The 18941-nt window shown below is 53.0% G+C and carries 16 protein-coding genes; 3 read left to right on the forward strand and 13 right to left on the reverse strand.

The window, feature by feature from the left end:
* Positions 1-66 precede the first annotated feature (66 nt).
* On the forward strand, positions 67-846 hold the full coding sequence (gene elyC, locus F3J30_RS09530; RefSeq protein WP_166717073.1) for an envelope biogenesis factor ElyC: 780 nt from the start codon (positions 67-69) through the stop codon (positions 844-846).
* On the opposite strand, the gene F3J30_RS09535 is transcribed toward elyC, so the two are convergent.
* The 13 genes from F3J30_RS09535 to F3J30_RS09595 form a co-directional block, all read right to left on the reverse strand.
* Entirely contained in the window at positions 823-1716 is an 894-nt protein-coding gene (locus F3J30_RS09535) for a YcbJ family phosphotransferase (RefSeq protein ID WP_166717074.1), read from the reverse strand. The two genes, elyC and F3J30_RS09535, sit on opposite strands and share 24 nt — an antisense overlap.
* Positions 1717-1860: 144 nt before the next feature.
* Entirely contained in the window at positions 1861-2607 is a 747-nt protein-coding gene (gene kdsB, locus F3J30_RS09540; RefSeq protein ID WP_014069590.1) for a 3-deoxy-manno-octulosonate cytidylyltransferase, read from the reverse strand.
* Entirely contained in the window at positions 2604-2786 is a 183-nt protein-coding gene (ycaR, locus tag F3J30_RS09545) for a protein YcaR (protein WP_014069589.1), read from the reverse strand. The genes kdsB and ycaR overlap by 4 nt, the downstream gene beginning before the upstream one ends.
* 45 nt (positions 2787-2831) lie before the next feature.
* Positions 2832-4061, reverse strand: a complete 1230-nt coding sequence (locus F3J30_RS09550; RefSeq protein ID WP_166717075.1) for a winged helix-turn-helix domain-containing protein — start codon at positions 4059-4061, stop codon at positions 2832-2834.
* A 44-nt stretch (positions 4062-4105) separates the two neighbouring features.
* Positions 4106-5083, reverse strand: a complete 978-nt coding sequence (gene lpxK, locus F3J30_RS09555; RefSeq protein WP_166717076.1) for a tetraacyldisaccharide 4'-kinase — start codon at positions 5081-5083, stop codon at positions 4106-4108.
* A complete protein-coding gene (gene msbA, locus F3J30_RS09560; RefSeq protein ID WP_014069586.1) occupies positions 5080-6828 on the reverse strand; it encodes a lipid A ABC transporter ATP-binding protein/permease MsbA in 1749 nt (582 codons plus the stop codon). The genes lpxK and msbA overlap by 4 nt, the downstream gene beginning before the upstream one ends.
* Before the next feature lie 36 nt (positions 6829-6864).
* Complete coding sequence (locus F3J30_RS09565; protein WP_166717077.1) at positions 6865-9129, reverse strand: ComEC family protein; 2265 nt, start codon at positions 9127-9129, stop codon at positions 6865-6867.
* Positions 9130-9341: 212 nt separating this feature from the next.
* Positions 9342-9629, reverse strand: a complete 288-nt coding sequence (gene ihfB / locus F3J30_RS09570; RefSeq protein ID WP_014069584.1) for an integration host factor subunit beta — start codon at positions 9627-9629, stop codon at positions 9342-9344.
* Between the two features lie 169 nt (positions 9630-9798).
* Positions 9799-11472, reverse strand: coding sequence for a 30S ribosomal protein S1 (gene rpsA, locus F3J30_RS09575; protein WP_014069583.1), 1674 nt, complete (start codon positions 11470-11472; stop codon positions 9799-9801).
* 112 nt (positions 11473-11584) lie between these two features.
* The gene (gene cmk, locus F3J30_RS09580; RefSeq protein WP_014069582.1) at positions 11585-12268 is read right to left on the reverse strand and encodes a (d)CMP kinase; all 684 of its coding nucleotides are present in this window, start codon (positions 12266-12268) and stop codon (positions 11585-11587) included.
* A gap of 185 nt (positions 12269-12453) precedes the next feature.
* Positions 12454-13737, reverse strand: coding sequence for a 3-phosphoshikimate 1-carboxyvinyltransferase (gene aroA, locus F3J30_RS09585; RefSeq protein WP_166717078.1), 1284 nt, complete (start codon positions 13735-13737; stop codon positions 12454-12456).
* A 69-nt stretch (positions 13738-13806) separates the two neighbouring features.
* A complete protein-coding gene (gene serC / locus F3J30_RS09590) occupies positions 13807-14895 on the reverse strand; it encodes a 3-phosphoserine/phosphohydroxythreonine transaminase (protein WP_166717079.1) in 1089 nt (362 codons plus the stop codon).
* Between the two features lie 161 nt (positions 14896-15056).
* Positions 15057-15749, reverse strand: coding sequence for a DUF421 domain-containing protein (locus tag F3J30_RS09595; RefSeq protein WP_166717080.1), 693 nt, complete (start codon positions 15747-15749; stop codon positions 15057-15059).
* A gap of 127 nt (positions 15750-15876) precedes the next feature.
* Between F3J30_RS09595 and ycaO the strand changes: the two genes are divergently transcribed.
* The gene (ycaO, locus tag F3J30_RS09600) at positions 15877-17637 is read left to right on the forward strand and encodes a 30S ribosomal protein S12 methylthiotransferase accessory factor YcaO (RefSeq protein WP_166717081.1); all 1761 of its coding nucleotides are present in this window, start codon (positions 15877-15879) and stop codon (positions 17635-17637) included.
* 406 nt (positions 17638-18043) lie between these two features.
* Complete coding sequence (focA, locus tag F3J30_RS09605) at positions 18044-18901, forward strand: formate transporter FocA (protein WP_014069576.1); 858 nt, start codon at positions 18044-18046, stop codon at positions 18899-18901.
* The last annotated feature ends 40 nt before the right edge of the window (positions 18902-18941 follow it).

Here is an 18941-nt window from a genome sequence, read left to right on the forward strand (position 1 = left end):
TGAACCTCTCTGGTGTAAGATCACAGGTAATCGCCTGCTGTATGGTCAAAAAAGGAACCAAAAAGGATGCTTTTTACCCTGAAAAAAACCATTGGAGGCATGATGCTTCCCCTTCCGTTGCTGCTGATGCTTATCGCCCTGGGCCTGGCGCTGGTGTGGTTTAGCCGCTTTCAGAAAAGTGGCAAATCGATCATTACGCTCGGCTGGCTGGCGTTGCTGCTGTTAAGCCTGCAACCCGTCGCGGATAGCTTATTGCGCCCGATTGAAAATAAGTACCCGACCTGGCAGGGAAATCAGAAAATCGGATATATCGTGGTGCTGGGTGGCGGTTACACCTGGGATCCACAGTGGGCGCCAAGCTCGAACCTGATCAATAACAGTCTTCCCCGGCTAAACGAAGGCATCCGCCTGTGGCTGGCAAATCCGGGAGCAAAGATGATTTTTACGGGGGCGGCGGCAAAAACGAATCCGGTCAGCACGGCAGAAGCTGGCGCAAGAGTAGCTGAATCGCTGGGCGTACCGCGTACATCGATCATCACGCTGGACAGCCCAAAAGACACGGAAGAAGAAGCGGCTGCGGTGGAACAAGCCATTGGCGATGCGCCATTCTTACTGGTGACATCGGCGTCGCACTTACCCAGAGCGATGATTTTCTTCGAGAAACAGGGTTTACACCCGCTGCCGGCCCCCGCCAACCAGATGGCTATCTCTGCGCCTCTTAACCCGTGGGAACGGGCGATCCCGTCCCCGGTATGGTTGATGCACAGCGATCGCGTGGGCTACGAAACGCTCGGGCGCATCTGGCAGTGGCTAAAAGGCTCGTCAGGCGAGCCAGGGCAGGAGTGATTTTGTCGCGAGATCGAAGTTGGCGCGATTAAATCGCCCGGTATTAACCAGTTGCGCCACTTCATCCCATAACAGATAGAGCCAGCGTCGCCAGATAAACGCCTCAGCAACTGGCGCGCGTTGCAGGTAATGCCACAGCAACCCTTCTGCGAAAGCGCTGTCGTTTAGCCTGAACAGCTCGAACTCACGGGGTGCCCAGAGCATGACTCCGGGCCCTACCATCGCCAGCAGCTGATCGCTGCGGGAATCTTTTAACATACTGCGCAAGGTAAAATTGCCATGGATCAGCACGCAGTTGTCGTTAAACCCTTCAAACAAGGCCGGTAAGCATTCGCGGGTGCGAAACAGAATACGTTTATCCTGCATGGTCAGGCCGGTATTGCTGAACTGGTTTAGCGTTCCCCATAACACTTCAACCCGCTGGCGATACCAGAGAGGCCACAAATTTTCCTGTGTGCTATCGACAGCCCCCACCAGACCGCGGCTATCCTGTCGATGCCATGCGAGCAGCGCTTCAACAATCTGATCTTTTAGTTGCTCCCAGCGTTCCGGCGTACGCGCCGGGGCTTCAACGGACACTCCACGTAACCGTTCAATCAAAAGCACATCCGGGCCGGGGTGTTCTTCGTGCGTCATTACGCCGTAAACCGTTGGCATCCGCACCGTTCCTTCCCTTGCCAGCATCGACATTTTCCAGGCCAGCTGTCTGGCGACACCCGGCGAGGTAAAACTTCTGGCCATCAGCGGCATTGGGTTTCCCTGACTGTCATACAATGACCATAGTGCGGTGTCTGCCTTCTCATTCACGCACTCAACCCGGCTTAATTTCTCGCCAAGCAGATGGCTAAGTTCGGCACGCAGCTGTTCCATATGAGATTACCCCCATTAAGACTACTGCTTTTATAATGAGCGTGCTGGCGACGGTTGTCACCCGAATGAGATCAATTATGGGAAAGAAAAAGGAGAAAAGCCCAGGCGGTGAAACATCCCCCCTGGCGAGGGGATGCTGAGAGATTAACGCAGCTCTGCGCGAACGCGTTCGAGATCTTCTGGCGTATCAACCCCTGTGCCAGGGACTTCCTGAGCGACGGCAACGTGGATCTTCTCGCCGTACCACAGCACGCGAAGCTGTTCGAGCATTTCGATATGTTCCAGCGGACTTGGCGCCCAGGTGACATAGCGGCGGATAAAGCCTGCGCGGTAGCCGTAAATCCCCAGGTGGCGCAGGAAGGTATCGCCAATCGCCTCTTTCGACGCGGCAAAACGATCGCGATCCCACGGGATCGTCGCACGGGAGAAATAAAGCGCGTAGCCTTCTGCGTCCATCACCACTTTCACCGCATTCGGGTTGAACGCTTCTTCCGCATGGTGAATCGGCACTGCAAGCGTGGCCATTCCTACCTTACGCTGGGCCAGGTTTTCCGCAACCTGGCGGATAATCACCGCCGGGATCATCGGCTCATCGCCCTGCACGTTCACAATGACGGTATCGTCACTGAAACCGCATTTTTCGACCACTTCAGCCAGACGCTCGGTACCAGACTGGTGATCGACACGGGTCATGCACACTTCGCCACCCGCTGCTTCTACCGCACGGGCGACATCAGGGTGATCGGTTGCCACGATAACGCGATCGGCACCCGATTCGCGGGCGCGATCGAGGACATGCACAATCATTGGCTTACCGTTGATATCCACCAGCGGTTTACCTGGCAGGCGTGTTGAAGCATAGCGCGCAGGAATAATGACAACAAAACTCATGGTTTGCTCTCTTCTGCCACCAGTGAACGGGATTCGTTTTCCAGCAGAACCGGAATACCGTCACGCAGAGGGAAAGCCAGGCTGTCCAGTTTGCAAATCAGTTCTTGTTTATCCTGGCTGTAGTACAGTTTGCCGTTGCACACCGGGCAGGCAATAATTTCAAGTAAACGGTGATCCATAGTTCCTCCGTATGGGTAATCCCTAAAGCTTATCACAATCCCTTTTCAGGGAGTGCCTGTTTCCCAGCCACTTCGACAGGCGGTAAACAGTCCGTCAGGTAAACGCCCCAGCGTCACTTCCCGGGCGCCCTGCCAGACGGCAAAATCCGTCATTGCGGTGGCTAACCCTTTATCCAGCGTCGCGGTCACTTTTATCCCCTCTTCAAGATAGAGAGCGATAACCTCGAGTACGCCCGTTTTGCGGTGCATCTTGGCATCCATACGCCCGACCAGTTGCCCTTTATGCAGCAGCGGTAAAACGAAATAGCCGTACTGACGTTTTGGCGCCGGGGTGTAGCACTCCAGCCGGTAGCTGAAGTTAAACAGCTGCTCGGCACGTTTTCTGTCCCAGACCACCGGATCAAAAGGTGAAAGCACCGCGCTGTGCGTCGCCTGGAGCTTACCCTTCTGCGCCTGCGGCAACAGGGGCAGCAAATCGGCGTCCAGCCACATCTCACCGAGCGTTTCGACTTCAACTGGAATAACACGCTGCGCCTGTTGCCACATGTCCAGCAGCGGTTTTAGCGCTGGCTGGCGAAGCCGGTAGTAATCCGCCAGCCACTGCGGGCGAAAGATCCCCAGACTGCGGGCGCTGTTTGCCAGCATGATGGCTTCGGCATCCCCCTGCGAGAGCAGGTCTCGCTGGTCATCCCAGTGCGGCATTACGCGGTGCGTGAGGTCATACACTCGCTGAAAATTGCGACGTTCTATCACCATCACCTTTCCTGAGGTAAACAGCCCTTCAAGATGGCGCTTGTGCGGTTTCCACTCCCACCAGCCGCTCGCGCCTTTTCGTGGATGCTCAAAATCAACCGAACGAACCGGGCCGTTTTCCTGAATATGGGCAATCAGTTGTTCGATTTCCGCAGCGTGCTCCCGCATCCACTCCTGACGGTATTTCCAGCCCATTTTATCCGGGGAGAGCATCCGGTGACGTACCAGCGAAAAATCGCTGCGTGGCAGGAAACAGGCTTCATGCGCCCAGTATTCCATTAACTCGCCCTGGCTGAGCGCGTTGTCCAGCCACTGAGGCTGATACGCTCCCAGACGGCTAAACAGCACCAGATAGGGGCTACGGGCCACGATGTTAATGGTGTCAATTTGCAGCAGCGACATGCGCTGCACGGTGGAAAGGATATCGGAAGGTTGTGCGCGGCGACGGGGCTTTTTCAGCAGCCCCTGCGCGGCAAGGTGTAGATTACGTGCGGCTGAGAGTGAGAGTTGCGGTAAAGACATGCGTTTTCCTGTCAGTCAAAGCGCCACCAGAACCGCGTTTGCGATTAATGCATCAACGCAATCAGGTCCTTTAGCAATTGTTCCGGTTGCTCACCGCTGAGTTCAGCGTCAACCGGCAGATACCACCAGTTCTCTTTTGCAAAGGCGCGGCATTTCACTGCGTCTTTTTCTGTCATGATAAGCGTCTGCCCGGGAACGGCAAATGCTGCAACCTGTTCCGGCACCAATGCCTGATGGTCGGCCAGTGGAACACGCTTCTCAATCCTTGCCCCGCATTGCTCCAGAGTAGCGAAGAAACGAGGTGGATGCCCAATCCCCGCCATCGCGACCAGAGCAGGAAGTTGCGCAACAGCCTTGCGTTCCCCGGTCAGCAAATTCACGGCCAGACCAGGATGGAGATGCATAGGAATTTCACCCTGCTGCGCCACGCCACCATTCACAATGACCGCATCAACTGACTTGAGTCGGGAAGCACGTTCGCGCATCGGCCCGGCGGGTAACCACCAGCCATTGCCAAATCGACGAACGCCATCAATGACCACAATCTCTTTGTCACGCGCCAGCGCGTAATGTTGCAGACCGTCGTCAGTGATGATGATTTGTACGTCATGTTCAGCGAGGAGAGCCTGAACCGCTTCGCTACGTACAGGCGACACCGCAACAGGCGCACCTGTTCGCTGGTAGATTAAAACAGGCTCATCACCTGCTTCACTCGTCAGCGTGTCGGATGTCAGCAACAACGGATACTTAGCCGCTTTACCACCGTAACCGCGCGATACTACCCCAACGCGAATACCGCGCGCTTTAAGCTGTTCCACCAGCCAGATAACGACCGGCGTTTTGCCATTTCCACCGGCAGTCAGATTACCGACCACCACAACAGGAACCGGCGCACGCCAGGCACGTTTTATCCCCAGACGATAAAGCAGGCTGATGACACCGCTCACCAGACCGTAAAGCCAGGAGAGCGGCAGAAGCAACAGCCACAGTGGGGATTCACCTGACCAGATGCGTGCGATCATTCGCCAAACTGCATCTTGTGAAGCTGGGCGTAAACGCCACGATGTGCCAGCAGATCGGCATGGCTGCCACGTTCGACAATCAGGCCATCTTCAACAACAACGATTTCATCCGCCTGCTCGATAGTCGACAGACGGTGCGCAATCACCAGTGACGTGCGGTTCTTTTGCAGTTCATCCAGCGCAGACTGAATGGCTCGCTCAGATTCCGTATCCAGTGCTGAGGTCGCTTCATCGAGGATCAGGATTGGGCTATCGCGCAGCAGCGCACGCGCAATGGCGATACGCTGACGCTGGCCACCCGAGAGCAGGACACCGTTCTCACCGATGACCGTATCAAGCCCGTTATCCATCTTGTTGATAAAGTCCATCGCGTAGGCCATGCGTGCAGCGTTTTCAATCTGCTCGCGGCTGTACTCCTCAGTACGTGCATAAGCGATGTTGTTGGCAACCGTATCGTTAAACAGATGGACGTTCTGGGACACCAGCGCAACCTGATTACGCAGCGATTGCAGTGTGTATTCCCTGAGGTCGTGGCCGTCTAACAGGATCTCACCTTCGTTAATGTCGTAGAAACGCGTGATCAGGCTGGCAATAGTAGACTTACCTGAACCAGAACGTCCCACCAGCGCAACGGTTTTACCCGCCGGAATATTCAGGCTGATGTTGCGCAGCGCAGGGGTTTCGCGGCCCGGGTAGGTGAAGGTGACGTTACGGAATTCAACGTCACCCTGGGCGCGCTCAATAACGCGTTTGCCTTCGTCTTTTTCCTGTTCGGAATCCAGGATGCTGAACAGTGTCTGACAAGCCGCCATACCGCGCTGGAACTGCGCGTTCACGTTGGTCAGAGATTTCAGCGGACGCATCAGCGCAATCATCGAGGAGAAGACCACGGTGATGGTACCGGCAGTCAGGGTTTCCATCACGCTTGGGAAGCTTGCAGCATACAGGACAAACGCCAGCGCCAGAGACGCAATCAGCTGAATGACCGGGTCGGAAATTGAGGAGGCCGACACCATTTTCATCCCCTGGAGACGCATCTTGTTGCTGACCTTATCAAAGCGTTTTGTTTCGACTTCCTGACCGCCGAAAATTAACACTTCTTTATGCCCTTTCAGCATCTGCTCCGCGCTGGTCGTCACCTGCCCCATGGTGTTCTGCATGTTCTTACTGATATTACGGAAACGCTTAGAAACCATGCGGATCGCAATAGAGACAATCGGTGCCAGAACAATGAGGATGATCGACAGCTGCCAGCTGTAATAGAACATCATGATAAACAGGCCGATGATCGACGCACCTTCACGCACAACGGTAATCAGTGCGCTGGAGGAGGACGACGCAACTTGCTCTGAGTCGTAAGTGATACGTGACAACAACGTCCCGGTAGACTGCTTGTCAAAGAAAGAGACAGGCATCCCCATCATATGACTGAACAGTCGACGACGCATGGTCATAACCACTTTTCCCGACACCCATGAAATGCAGTAGCTGGAAATATAGCTGGTGATACCGCGTAAGATCATCAGTCCGATAACCACCAGAGGCATCCATAGCAGCACTGAGCGATCCGTTTTACCAAAACCGTCATCCAGTAACGGTTTGAGAAGCGATAGCATAAAAGTATCGCTGGCTGCGTTGAGGATTAACGCTACACCCGCCACGATCAAGCCTGTTTTAAAAGGTGCAATCATCGGCCAGAGTCGGCGGAACGTTTGCCACGTGGAGAGATCTTTGTCGTTATGCATTCAAAAAACCAGCACTTGTTGAAATAGCCGCATATTCTACCCGTTATCTACTGGCTCGCCAAACCACTGATGATACCAACGCTGTAAATATTGATCACGTAAGCGGCGGATTTGCCAGCCATGTTGCGAAAAAGTCACAGAGATTTGTCCAGATTGAGGTGTATCCAGCCAAAAATAGCCCTCTTTCCTGTAACGTCGGACCACTTTGGTCGACGGAAATCGCCATGCGTTATAGCGTGCTGCGGAGGCCAGTGCGACCTTCCCTTCCGTGCGCTGCACCAGTGGCAGTGAAGAAGAGGTGTTACTTCCATGATGAGGCACCTGAATGAGTGTAGACGTAAGATAACGCCAGTGATGGCTTACCATCGCCTGCTCAGCCTTAGCCTCAATATCCCCCGTCAACAGAATGCTCTGCTCGCCATCATCGATTTTTACCACGCATGAGCGATTATTCCCCGCTTCAGACAACGCTTCAGGCGGCCAGTGAACGGTGAAGGTTAACCCTCGCCATCGCCATTGTTGCCCACGAAAACAGGGAAGATGGCCTGCCCAGCGCAGCGGGCTTCTTATCCTTATGGCCGGCCAGGCTTTCTGTAATGAGGGTAGTCCTCCGACATGATCAAGATGCTCATGACTCAGGATAACCCCCTCGGGGACCAGGTGATGCCAGCGTAGCCAGGGAATAATAACCTGCTGGGCACTGTCGCCACCCGGCCAGGCAATCCCGGTATCGTACAGAATCGCCCTCCCGTCACGCTCAACAACCATAGCCAGCCCCTGCCCCACATCGAGCATATGCAGCGTCCAGCTATCATTTTTCACCGTTCTCCAGAGCGGGAATGTCAGTAAAACAGTGCCAGCAAGGCACACCGCCGGCGCTGTTTTCCAGAGTTGCAAGCGCCAGCCAATAACGGCGAACCAGGGAAGCAGTGTTAAATATTGCCAGCGTTCATCGATGTCCTGCCAGCCATCGGGTAAATGCATCAATAACCAGAACAGCAGCGCCAGGGATTTATCCGCCATAATCCAGATAGCCGTTTCCAGTACAGCTAACGGCAGCAAATGCAGCAACATGCCAAGCAGGATCAGCGGAACGGAGATGAACGTCACGAGAGGGACGGCAAACAGATTAGCCACTAACGAAGAGAGACTCATGCCATGGAAAATCAGTACCTGCAATGGCAACAGCAGCAGCAACATGCCCACCTGTAGATACAGCAGCTCCACAAATGGCTTTAGCCAGCGGTTCAGTCGCCAGGACGGCAGCGGTAACCATTGATACCAGAATATCAGTGCCGCTACCGCAAAAGCGGACAATACGAGGCTCTGCGAAAGCACAGCCATCGGGTCAACAACCAGAATAGTGGCCACACAGCACAGCCAGACCTGCCAGGCTGACCATCGTCGCCCGCTGAGTCGTAATACAGCAAAGGTCGCAAGCGAGATAACAGTTCGTAATGCCGGCGGTTGTAGGCCTGTCAGCCACGCATAGAAGGCGGCAAAAAACAGCCCCGCCAGTAAAGGCATCCGCCAGTTAATGACGTGGCTGGGTAAAAAAAACTGTCCCCCCCGGGCCAGTAGCCAAATAACCGATGCGGCAAGCGCAATGTGTAGCCCGGATATGGCCATCAGATGAATTGTGCCTGTCTCGCGCATCAGGTTATTGATTTCCCGGGACACTGCCAGACGCTCTCCCATTCCCAGGCCCAGGATCACCGGCCCCCAGCGATAAGGCGAAAGCGTATTTCGCAAAGAAGCTAGATAGCGTGAACGTAAACTACAGGAACCCTCGACAATTTCTGCCGCTGTAAATCTGCCGGTCAGCGTTTGATGTCGGGCAAATGCGTTTCGCTGCGAATCAAAGCCGCCATCATTTAACTCACCATGTACGGCTCTGAGGCGCAGCGTCATTGCCCAGCGTTGCCCTGCACAGGCTACCTGCGGCAAGTCATTGCCGTATAACACCACGCCCGTTGCGGGCCACCAGCGCTTTCCATTCAGGGAAACAATCGTTCCTTTATGGGTCGTTTCGCCATCCGTTTCAGTAATCACCACCTCAGCCTGTTGTGCTCCACGGGTTAAATGCTGCATCGGCCAGACGTGCTCCATTGCCGACAATACTGCCCAGGAAAAAAAGAGCATCCACAGGCCAGTAAAGCGCAATACCGTTAAGCGTTGTAATGAGAACACAATCCCTGCTGCGATCATCACCCACACCCCATGTATACCCGGCAACACGGGCAACCAGAGCAACGGTATTATTGCCAGAATGACACACGCACCGATCGTCGGTATCCCCATCACAACCTCCCTGTTTTGCAGGAGTATGTGGCTGATAAGGGTGAGAGTCAGGTGGAGAAAGAGAGAACTACAGCGGGCGCTGTAATGATTTTTTCAGTTTGCGGAAAAACAACAACAGAATTGCGGGACGTCTTCAGAAGAGAAAAAATACAAACAAAAAAAGCACCCTAAGGTGCTTTCTTTTTAACCCAGTTTAACCCTGACGGCTAAACTCAGTTGCCATAAATATTGGCGCGATCGCGCAGTTCTTTACCCGGCTTAAAGTGTGGAACGTATTTACCTTCCAGCTCTACTTTATCGCCAGTCTTCGGGTTACGCCCGGTACGTGGAGCACGGTAGTGCAGAGAAAAACTTCCGAAACCGCGGATTTCAATGCGCTCGCCCTGGGCAAGAGTGGTGGCCATATGCTCCAGCATCTCTTTAACAGCATCTTCCACAGCCTTCGCCGGGACATGCGGTTGCTGACTGGCAAGTCTCTCAATCAATTCTGACTTGGTCATGATTCCTCCGGTTCCTTCAAACCAATTAGCTGAACAGCTCATTAAACAAGGGCGGCCGTAGCCGCCCTTTGTTATTGATTACAGGACGAATCCTGCAATCTGTCAAGTCTGCTCCTCATCCTTCTCACTGTAATTGCGTTACAGCTCAAATGATGCAGAGAACTTGATATTACTCGCCTTTAGCTGCTTTGAAAGCTTCAGCCATTGCGTTGTTAGAGAAGTTTGCATCTTCCTGTTTGTTAACAGTTGCGATTGCATCTTTCTCGTCAGCTTCGTCTTTAGCACGTACGGACAGGCTGATAGCACGGTTCTTACGGTCAACACCGGTGAACTTAGCTTCAACGTCGTCGCCAACGCTCAGAACCAGAGTTGCATCTTCAACGCGGTCACGTGAAGCTTCGGAAGCGCGCAGGTAACCTTCAACGCCGTCAGCCAGTTCTACGGTTGCGCCTTTAGCGTCAACTGCAGTCACTTTACCGTTTACGATTGCGCCTTTCTTGTTCAGTGCAACCCAGTTGTTGAACGGATCTTCTGCGAGCTGTTTAACGCCCAGGGAGATACGCTCACGCTCTGCGTCAACTTGCAGAACAACTGCTGCGATTTCGTCGCCTTTTTTGTATTCACGAACTGCTTCTTCGCCTGCAACGTTCCAGGAGATGTCAGACAGGTGAACCAGGCCATCGATGCCGCCGTCCAGGCCGATGAAGATACCGAAGTCAGTGATAGACTTGATTTTACCTTCAACACGGTCGCCCTTGTTGTGGGTTTCCGCGAACTGCTGCCATGGGTTGTTTTTGCACTGTTTCAGGCCCAGGGAGATACGACGACGTTCTTCGTCGATATCCAGAACCATAACTTCCACTACATCACCAACGTTAACAACTTTGGATGGGTGGATGTTTTTGTTGGTCCAGTCCATTTCGGAAACGTGCACCAGACCTTCAACGCCTTCTTCGATTTCAACGAAGCAGCCGTAGTCAGTCAGGTTGGTAACGCGACCAGTCAGTTTAGTACCTTCTGGGTAACGTTTAGCGATAGCAACCCATGGATCTTCGCCCAGCTGTTTCAGGCCGAGGGATACACGAGTACGTTCGCGGTCGAACTTCAGCACTTTAACAGTGATTTCGTCGCCAACGTTCACGATTTCGCTTGGGTGCTTAACGCGTTTCCACGCCATGTCGGTGATGTGCAGCAGGCCATCAACGCCGCCCAGGTCAACGAATGCGCCGTAGTCAGTGAGGTTCTTAACGATACCTTTGACTTCCATGCCTTCCTGCAGGTTTTCCAGCAGCTGATCGCGTTCTGCGCTGTTTTCGGATTCGATAACGGCACGACGGGATACAACAACGTTGTTACGCTTCTGGTCCAGCTTGATAACTTTGAACTCAAGCTCTTTGCCTTCCAGGTGCAGGGTGTCACGAACTGGACGAACGTCTACCAGTGAACCTGGCAGGAACGCACGAATACCGTTCAGCTCAACAGTGAAGCCACCTTTAACTTTGCCGTTGATAACACCGACCACAGTTTCAGCTTCTTCGTAAGCTTTTTCCAGCGTGATCCAAGCTTCGTGACGCTTAGCTTTTTCACGGGACAGCAGGGTTTCGCCGAAGCCGTCTTCTACTGCGTCCAGCGCAACGTCAACTTCGTCACCGACCTGAATTTCCAGTTCGCCGGCTGCGTTTTTGAACTGCTCTGCAGGAATTGCAGATTCAGATTTCAGACCCGCATCAACCAGGACTACGTCTTTGTCGATAGCAACAACAACGCCACGAACGATGGAACCCGGACGGGTTTCGATTGTTTTTAAAGATTCTTCAAATAGTTGAGCAAAAGATTCAGTCATGTTTAATCTTCAGAGTTAGATTTAACGTCCACCTGGCTTCATGCCGGATGGGGTTGTTTCACATACCCGCTCACAATCCATTGCAGCGGGGGTACTACAAATTCTGTCGCGATTACGCGAGTGCCAGTTTTTGGCGCGCATATTGTAGCGCTTTTTCAATCACTTGCTCAATAGTTAAACTGGTTGAATCCAGCACTAATGCATCTTCTGCAGGAACAAGTGGAGCGACGGCGCGGTTACGATCGCGGTCGTCGCGCTCTTTTATCTCGGATAAAAGGCGATCAAAGTTAACACTAAAGCCCTTCTCCTGCAACTGAAGCATACGGCGATGCGCACGTTCTTCAGAGGAGGCATCAAGGAAAATTTTAACAGGTGCATCAGGGAACACCACGGTTCCCATGTCACGCCCATCGGCTATCAGGCCTGGTGCTTCACGGAAGCCGCGCTGACGACGCAACAGCGCCTCACGAACTCGCGGGAACGCAGCAACCTGAGAGGCGGCATTAGCCACTTCCTGAGTGCGGATTTCACCGCTCACATCTTCCCCTTCCAGGATCACTTCAAGGTTGCCGTCGGTCGACACAAAACGCACATCCAGGTGCGCAGCCAGCGGTACCAGCGCTTCTTCAGATGCGACATCCACATGGTGATGCAGCGCAGCCAGGGCCAGCACGCGATAGATTGCTCCCGAATCTAAAAGATGCCATTGCAATGCTTCCGCCATCGCCTTGCACAGAGTACCTTTCCCTGCGCCACTAGGCCCATCAATGGTGATTACCGGGGCAACTGCCGTCATCTTTTTCTCCTTAATAAAGGCATACCGTTAACATAAACGCCGCGCATTATACGCGCCAACGTGCGCAACTGTTACCTTTGCGTGCAAATTACGGATTTAATGAAGCAGAGTGTAGAAGAAATGGGCAGGAATGAACGTCAGGAAGCGTAAGGAAATGCCGCATCGCAGGATGCGGCATAATGTCATCAGGCCAGCGTGCTAATACGCGCCAGCTGTTCGAAGTAGTCCGGGAAGGTTTTCGCCGTACATTTCGGGTCGAGAATAGTGACAGGCGTGTCGGACAGCGCCACCAGCGAGAAACACATCGCCATACGGTGATCGTTGTAGGTGCCAATTTCCGCAACCTGCAATTTGGCCGGAGGCGTCACGCGAATGTAGTCTTCGCCCTCTTCTACCTCTGCGCCCACTTTACGCAGTTCGGTCGCCATCGCAAACAGGCGGTCAGTTTCTTTCACACGCCAGTTATAGATATTACGCAGCGTGGTGGTGCCTTTCGCAAACAGCGCGGCTGTCGCAATAGTCATCGCGGCATCCGGGATATGGTTCATGTCCATATCAATGGCGTTCAGCTCGCCATGCGTACAGGAGATGAAATCATCACCCCAGGTCACAACAGCACCCATTTTTTCCAGTACGTCAGCAAAACGGATATCGCCCTGCACGCTGTTACGGCCGATACCGGTGACTTTCACAGTGCCGCCTTTAATCGCACCGGCCGCCAGGAAGTAAGACGCCGAGGACGCATCGCCTTCAACCAGGTAGTTGCCCGGGGACTGGTACTGCTGTGCGCCACGCACGACAAAGCGCTGGTACGCCTCGTTTTCAACGTCAACACCGAAGGTTTTCATCAGGTGCAGCGTGATATCGATGTAAGGTTTAGAAACCAGGTCACCTTTAATGGTGATAACCGTATCCTGCGGTGCCAGTGGCGCGGTCATCAGCAACGCGGTCAGGAACTGACTTGATACACTACCGTCAACCTCAACGGAACCACCGGTAAAACCACCGCGCAGACGCAGTGGCGGATAATTTTCCTGCTCCAGATAATCAATCTGCGCGCCGCCCTGACGAAGGGCATCCACCAGATGACCGATCGGACGCTCTTTCATGCGCGGCTCGCCGGTCAGCACAATGTTGTTGCTGCCCAGACACAGGGCTGCCGCCAGCGGGCGCATCGCGGTACCAGCGTTCCCGAGAAACAGTTCCAGCTCTTCGCCAGCGTGCAGTGCACCGCCGTTGCCGGTCACTTCGCAACGTGTACGGTCGTCAGACAGCGTGTATTGAACTCCCAACGCTTTCAGCGCATTGAGCATATGGCGAACATCATCGCTGTCCAACAGGTTTGTAAGGACGGTGGTGCCGTTTGCCAGAGCTGCCAGCAGCAGAGCGCGGTTCGAGACACTTTTTGAACCAGGCAGATTAATGGTGCCATCTACCCGCGCGATAGGTTGTAACGTCAGGGATTCCATGAAACTTAACTCTCAACTCAACATAATAAAAACCCCGCAGCATAACTGCGGGGGTGAAAAACAGCGTGATTAACCGCGGCGACGTTCGAAGTCGACCATGAAATCGGTTAACGCTTTTACGCCTTCCAGCGGCATGGCGTTATAAATAGAAGCACGCATCCCACCCACTACGCGGTGGCCTTTCAGCGCGTGCAGACCCGCCGCGAAGGACTCTTCAAGGAAGAGTTTATCCAGGCTGCTGTCGGCGAGCTGGAACGGTACGTTCATGCGGGAGCGGTTAGATTGCGCCACGTCGTTACGGTAAAAATCACTCTTATCAATCACACCGTACAGAAGATCGGCTTTTTGCTGATTGATCTTGTCCATCTGCGCCACGCCGCCATTCTGCTTCAGCCATTTGAAGACCAGGCCTGCCAGATACCAGGCAAATGTTGGCGGGGTGTTGAACATAGAGTCGTTGTCGTTCAGCACGGTGTAATCAAGGATGGACGGGCATGACGTATGGGCTTTGCCCAGCAGATCTTCACGCACGATGACCAGCGTCAGCCCAGCCGGGCCGATATTTTTCTGCGCGCCCGCGTAGATGACACCGAAACGGCTGACATCAATTGGCGCGGAGAGGATTGTTGAGGAGTAGTCGGCAGCCACCACCACATCTTTGCCGAAATTCGGGGTCTCATCGATGGCAATACCGTCGATGGTTTCGTTCGGGCAATAGTGCAGGTATGCAGCGTTGTCAGAAAGCTGCCACTCGCTCATCGGCTTAACAGCGCGCAGGCCATCAACGGTGATTTTGCCGTCGATCACATTCGGTGAGCAGTATTTTTTGGCTTCTTTAACGGCGCTTGCCGCCCAGTAGCCCGCATCAACGTAGTCAGCAGTGGTTTTGTCGCCCAGGATGTTCAGCGGTACGCCAGCAAACTGACCGCGACCGCCGCCGTGGCAGAACAATACTTTGTAGTTCGAGGGAATATTTAGCAGATCACGAAAATCCTTTTCTGCTTCTTCAGCCACCTGAATAAATTCTTTGCCACGGTGACTGATTTCCATCACCGACGTGCCCAGACCCTGCCAGTCACAAAGTTCCTGTTGAGCCTGTTTGAGCACATCCGCCGGTAACATTGCCGGACCTGAACTGAAATTAAAGACTTGAGCCATTTCCCTCACCACGCTAAAAGCAATAAGTTATTACTGTGGATATCGGTTTTATCATTCAGTGACACGCGCCGCAATGTCTAAAACTTATGACCGGCGAAATGTGCCCGTCGTCACACAATACAATCTGCCACCCCACTGTAACAAAACCGACAAAATGGCTGTCAGGTGATGCGTTTGGCCCGGCTAACCTTCGACCATTCTGGATTCGCGCAGCGGGGACATAATTGATGCTCTCCTGCCTGCATCGCTTCGACATGGCTGCATCTTATACAAGCATACTCGCCCGTTTCCGGTATCGTCTTAAACCGCGCCACAAAGCTTTCAGGAAGAATACACAGTCCAGGCTTCACATCATCATCGTGATAGTAATAAATGCTGATTTGTCCGTTCGTTTCCATAATGGCCAGACGCACCTGCCCGAGCTGTTCTACGCTGTTGAGGCGCAGCTCCATAAAGAATTCAAATTCCGTCATATTGGCCCCGCGGACTTTCTCCCAGGCCAGTTGCCCCTCTTCGACGATGACCACCGGCTTCCCTTCGAGCAGGTCTTCCAGCTTTTCGCTTTTTGACATCAGCCACATCACCAGCCGGTACAGCAAGGCCAGCGAGACAAAAACCACGAAGACCGGCACCATCGGCACATCGTCATAAAAAGCAACATCCCCGGCCGCGGATCCCAGCGTCAGGATGATCAGCACTTCAAAAAGCGACATCTGACGAACGCCGCGACGCCCGGTAATTTTGAGGAAAAGAAAGACCAGGACGAAGGTATAAAGACTACGCAGCGCCACCTCCCATAAAAAATCGGGTGGAACTTTGTCAAATGCCATCCGATGAAGATCGAATGCTTTCATTTTTCTATGCCTTAACAGTGGGTTACTGTCACTAAGCATAGCCCAGTCATTTATTTTCGCCGAAGATAGCACCCGTCACGCAAAACCCGTATCATTGCGCGCTTTACGTACGATAAAAGTGAACGCCATGACTCAAACGTTTATCCCCGGCAAAGACGCCGCTCTGGAAGATTCCATCGCTCGCTTCCAGCAGAAACTGACCGACCTGGGCTTTAATATTGAAGAAGCCTCCTGGCTGAATCCGGTTCCTCACGTCTGGTCCGTGCATATTCGCGACAAAGACTGCGCGCTGTGCTTTACCAACGGTAAAGGCGCCACCAAAAAAGCCGCACTGGCCTCTGCGCTGGGTGAGTATTTTGAGCGTCTGTCCACCAACTATTTCTTCGCCGACTTCTGGCTGGGTGACACCATCGCTAACGGCCCATTCGTTCACTACCCGAATGAAAAATGGTTCCCGCTGACCGAAGATGACGAACTGCCGGAAGGCATTCTGGATGCCCGACTGCGCGCGTTTTACGACGCCGATAACGAACTGACCGCCAGTATGCTTATCGATTTGCAGTCCGGTAATGAAGATCGCGGTATCTGCGCCCTGCCGTTTACCCGTCAGTCTGACGAGCAGACCGTATACATCCCGATGAACATCGTCGGTAACCTGTATGTGTCGAACGGTATGTCAGCCGGCAACACCCGCAACGAAGCGCGTGTTCAGGGTCTGTCTGAAGTGTTCGAACGCCACATCAAAAACCGCATTATCGCAGAATCCATCAGCCTGCCTGAAATTCCGGCCGACGTTCTGGCACGTTATCCGGGCGTTGTGGAGTCTATCGCGAAGCTGGAAGCCGAAGGGTTCCCAATCTTTGCCTATGACGGCTCTCTGGGGGGTAAATACCCGGTTATCTGCGTCGTGCTGTTCAACCCGGCGAACGGGACCTGCTTTGCTTCCTTTGGTGCGCATCCTGATTTCGGCGTCGCGCTGGAACGTACGGTCACCGAGCTGCTTCAGGGCCGTAGCCTGAAAGATCTCGACGTGTTTACCCCACCAACCTTCGACGACGAAGAAGTGGCTGAACACGCGAACCTCGAAACCCACTTCATCGATTCAAGCGGTTTGATCTCCTGGGATATGTTTAAACAGGATGCAGACTACCCGTTCGTTGACTGGAGCTTTGCAGGCACCACCGAAGAAGAGTTCGCCACCCTGATGGCTATCTTCAAAGCTGAAGATAAAGAAGTCTACATTGCCGACTACGAACACCTGAGCGTATACGCTTGCCGTATTCTGGTGCCTGGCATGTCTGACATTTATCCGGCAGAAGATCTGTGGCTGGCAAATAACAGCATGGGTGCGCATCTTCGTGAAACGCTGCTGTCACTGCCAGGTAGTGAGTGGGAAAAAGAAGACTATCTGAACCTGATCGCGCAGCTGGACGACGAAGGTCACGATGACTTTACCCGCGTGCGTGAGCTGCTTGGTCTGGCAACCGGTAAAGACAATGGCTGGTACACCCTGCGCATTGGCGAGCTGAAAGCGATGCTGGCCCTGGCGGGTGGTGACCTGGATCAGGCGCTGGCATGGACAGAATGGACGATGGAGTTCAACCAGTCCGTCTTCTCCGCAGAGCGCGCTAACTACTACCGTTGCCTGCAAACCCTGCTGCTGCTCGCGCAGGAAGAAGAACGTCAGCCACTGCAATATCTGAATGCCTTCGTGCGTATGTATGGCGCCGACGCTGTAGAAGCAGCCAGCGCGGCCCTGAGCGGTGAAGAGCCGTTCTACGGCCTGCAAACGGTAGATAACGATCTGAAAGCCTTCCCGGCACATCAGTCACTGCTGAAAGCGTATGAGAAGTTACAGAAGGCAAAAGCCGCTTACTGGTCAAAATAAGCGCATATAACATTACCAACTGTAGGCGGATTCAATCGTCTGGGCTATATTACGGGGCAATTTCATTGCCCCGTTTTTTTATTTCTTTCGCAATGATTTTTGATTGTAATAATAAAGTTAAATACGGGTAAATATAATAATACTTACCCGAGATTAACTGTTACTTTTTATGGTAAATACTCCATTTTAATTAACTGTTTTAAGGGAGCGCGAACGAAAAAATTCAACTCTTTTCATAACTTTTAAAATTTATTTTTATACGGATAATCAAACACTTACTCCGCTTTCGCTGTAAAACCATACGCATTGCGGGCCTATAAGCCAGGCGAGATATGATCTATATCAATTTCTCTTCTATAATGCTTTGTTAGTATCTCGTCGCCGACTTAATAAAGAGAGAGTTAGTGTGAAAGCTGACAACCCTTTTGATCTTTTACTCCCAGCTGCGATGGCCAAAGTTGCCGAAGAAGCGGGTGTCTATAAAGCAACGAAACACCCGATGAAGACCTTTTATCTGGCGATCACCGCGGGTGTGTTCATCTCCATTGCTTTTGTCTTTTACATCACTGCCACGACCGGTACTGCCACAATGCCTTTTGGTATGGCGAAACTGATTGGCGGTATCTGTTTCTCACTGGGACTTATCCTCTGCGTCATCTGCGGCGCTGACCTCTTCACCTCAACGGTGCTGATTGTCGTCGCAAAAGCCAGCGGAAGAATTACCTGGGGCCAACTGGCACGTAACTGGTTAAACGTCTATGTTGGTAACCTGATTGGGTGTCTGCTCTTTGTTTTGTTGATGTGGTTGTCTGGCGAATACATGACCGCCAACGGCGGCTGGGGGCTTAACGTCCTGCAAACCGCAGACCACAAAATGCACCATACATTTATCGAAGCTGTCGCTCTTGGCATTCTCGCAAACCTGATGGTCTGCCTGGCTGTCTGGATGAGCTACTCTGGTCGTAGCCTAATGGACAAAGCCATGATTATGGTTCTGCCGGTTGCGATGTTTGTTGCCAGCGGCTTTGAGCACAGTATCGCAAACATGTTTATGATCCCTATGGGGATTGTAATCCGCAACTTTGCGAGCCCGGAGTTCTGGACTGCAGTTGGTTCAACCCCGGAAAGTTTCTCTCACCTGACTATTATGAACTTCATTACTGATAACCTGATCCCTGTCACTATCGGGAACATTATCGGTGGGGGTCTGTTAGTTGGGTTGACATACTGGGTCATTTACCTGCGTGGCGGCGACCATCATTGATGGTTTTCTCAGGCAGTAAATAAAAAATCCACTTAAGAAG

The sequence above is a fragment of the Enterobacter sp. Tr-810 genome, from assembly GCF_011752765.1.
Lineage (GTDB): Bacteria > Pseudomonadota > Gammaproteobacteria > Enterobacterales > Enterobacteriaceae > Enterobacter > Enterobacter soli.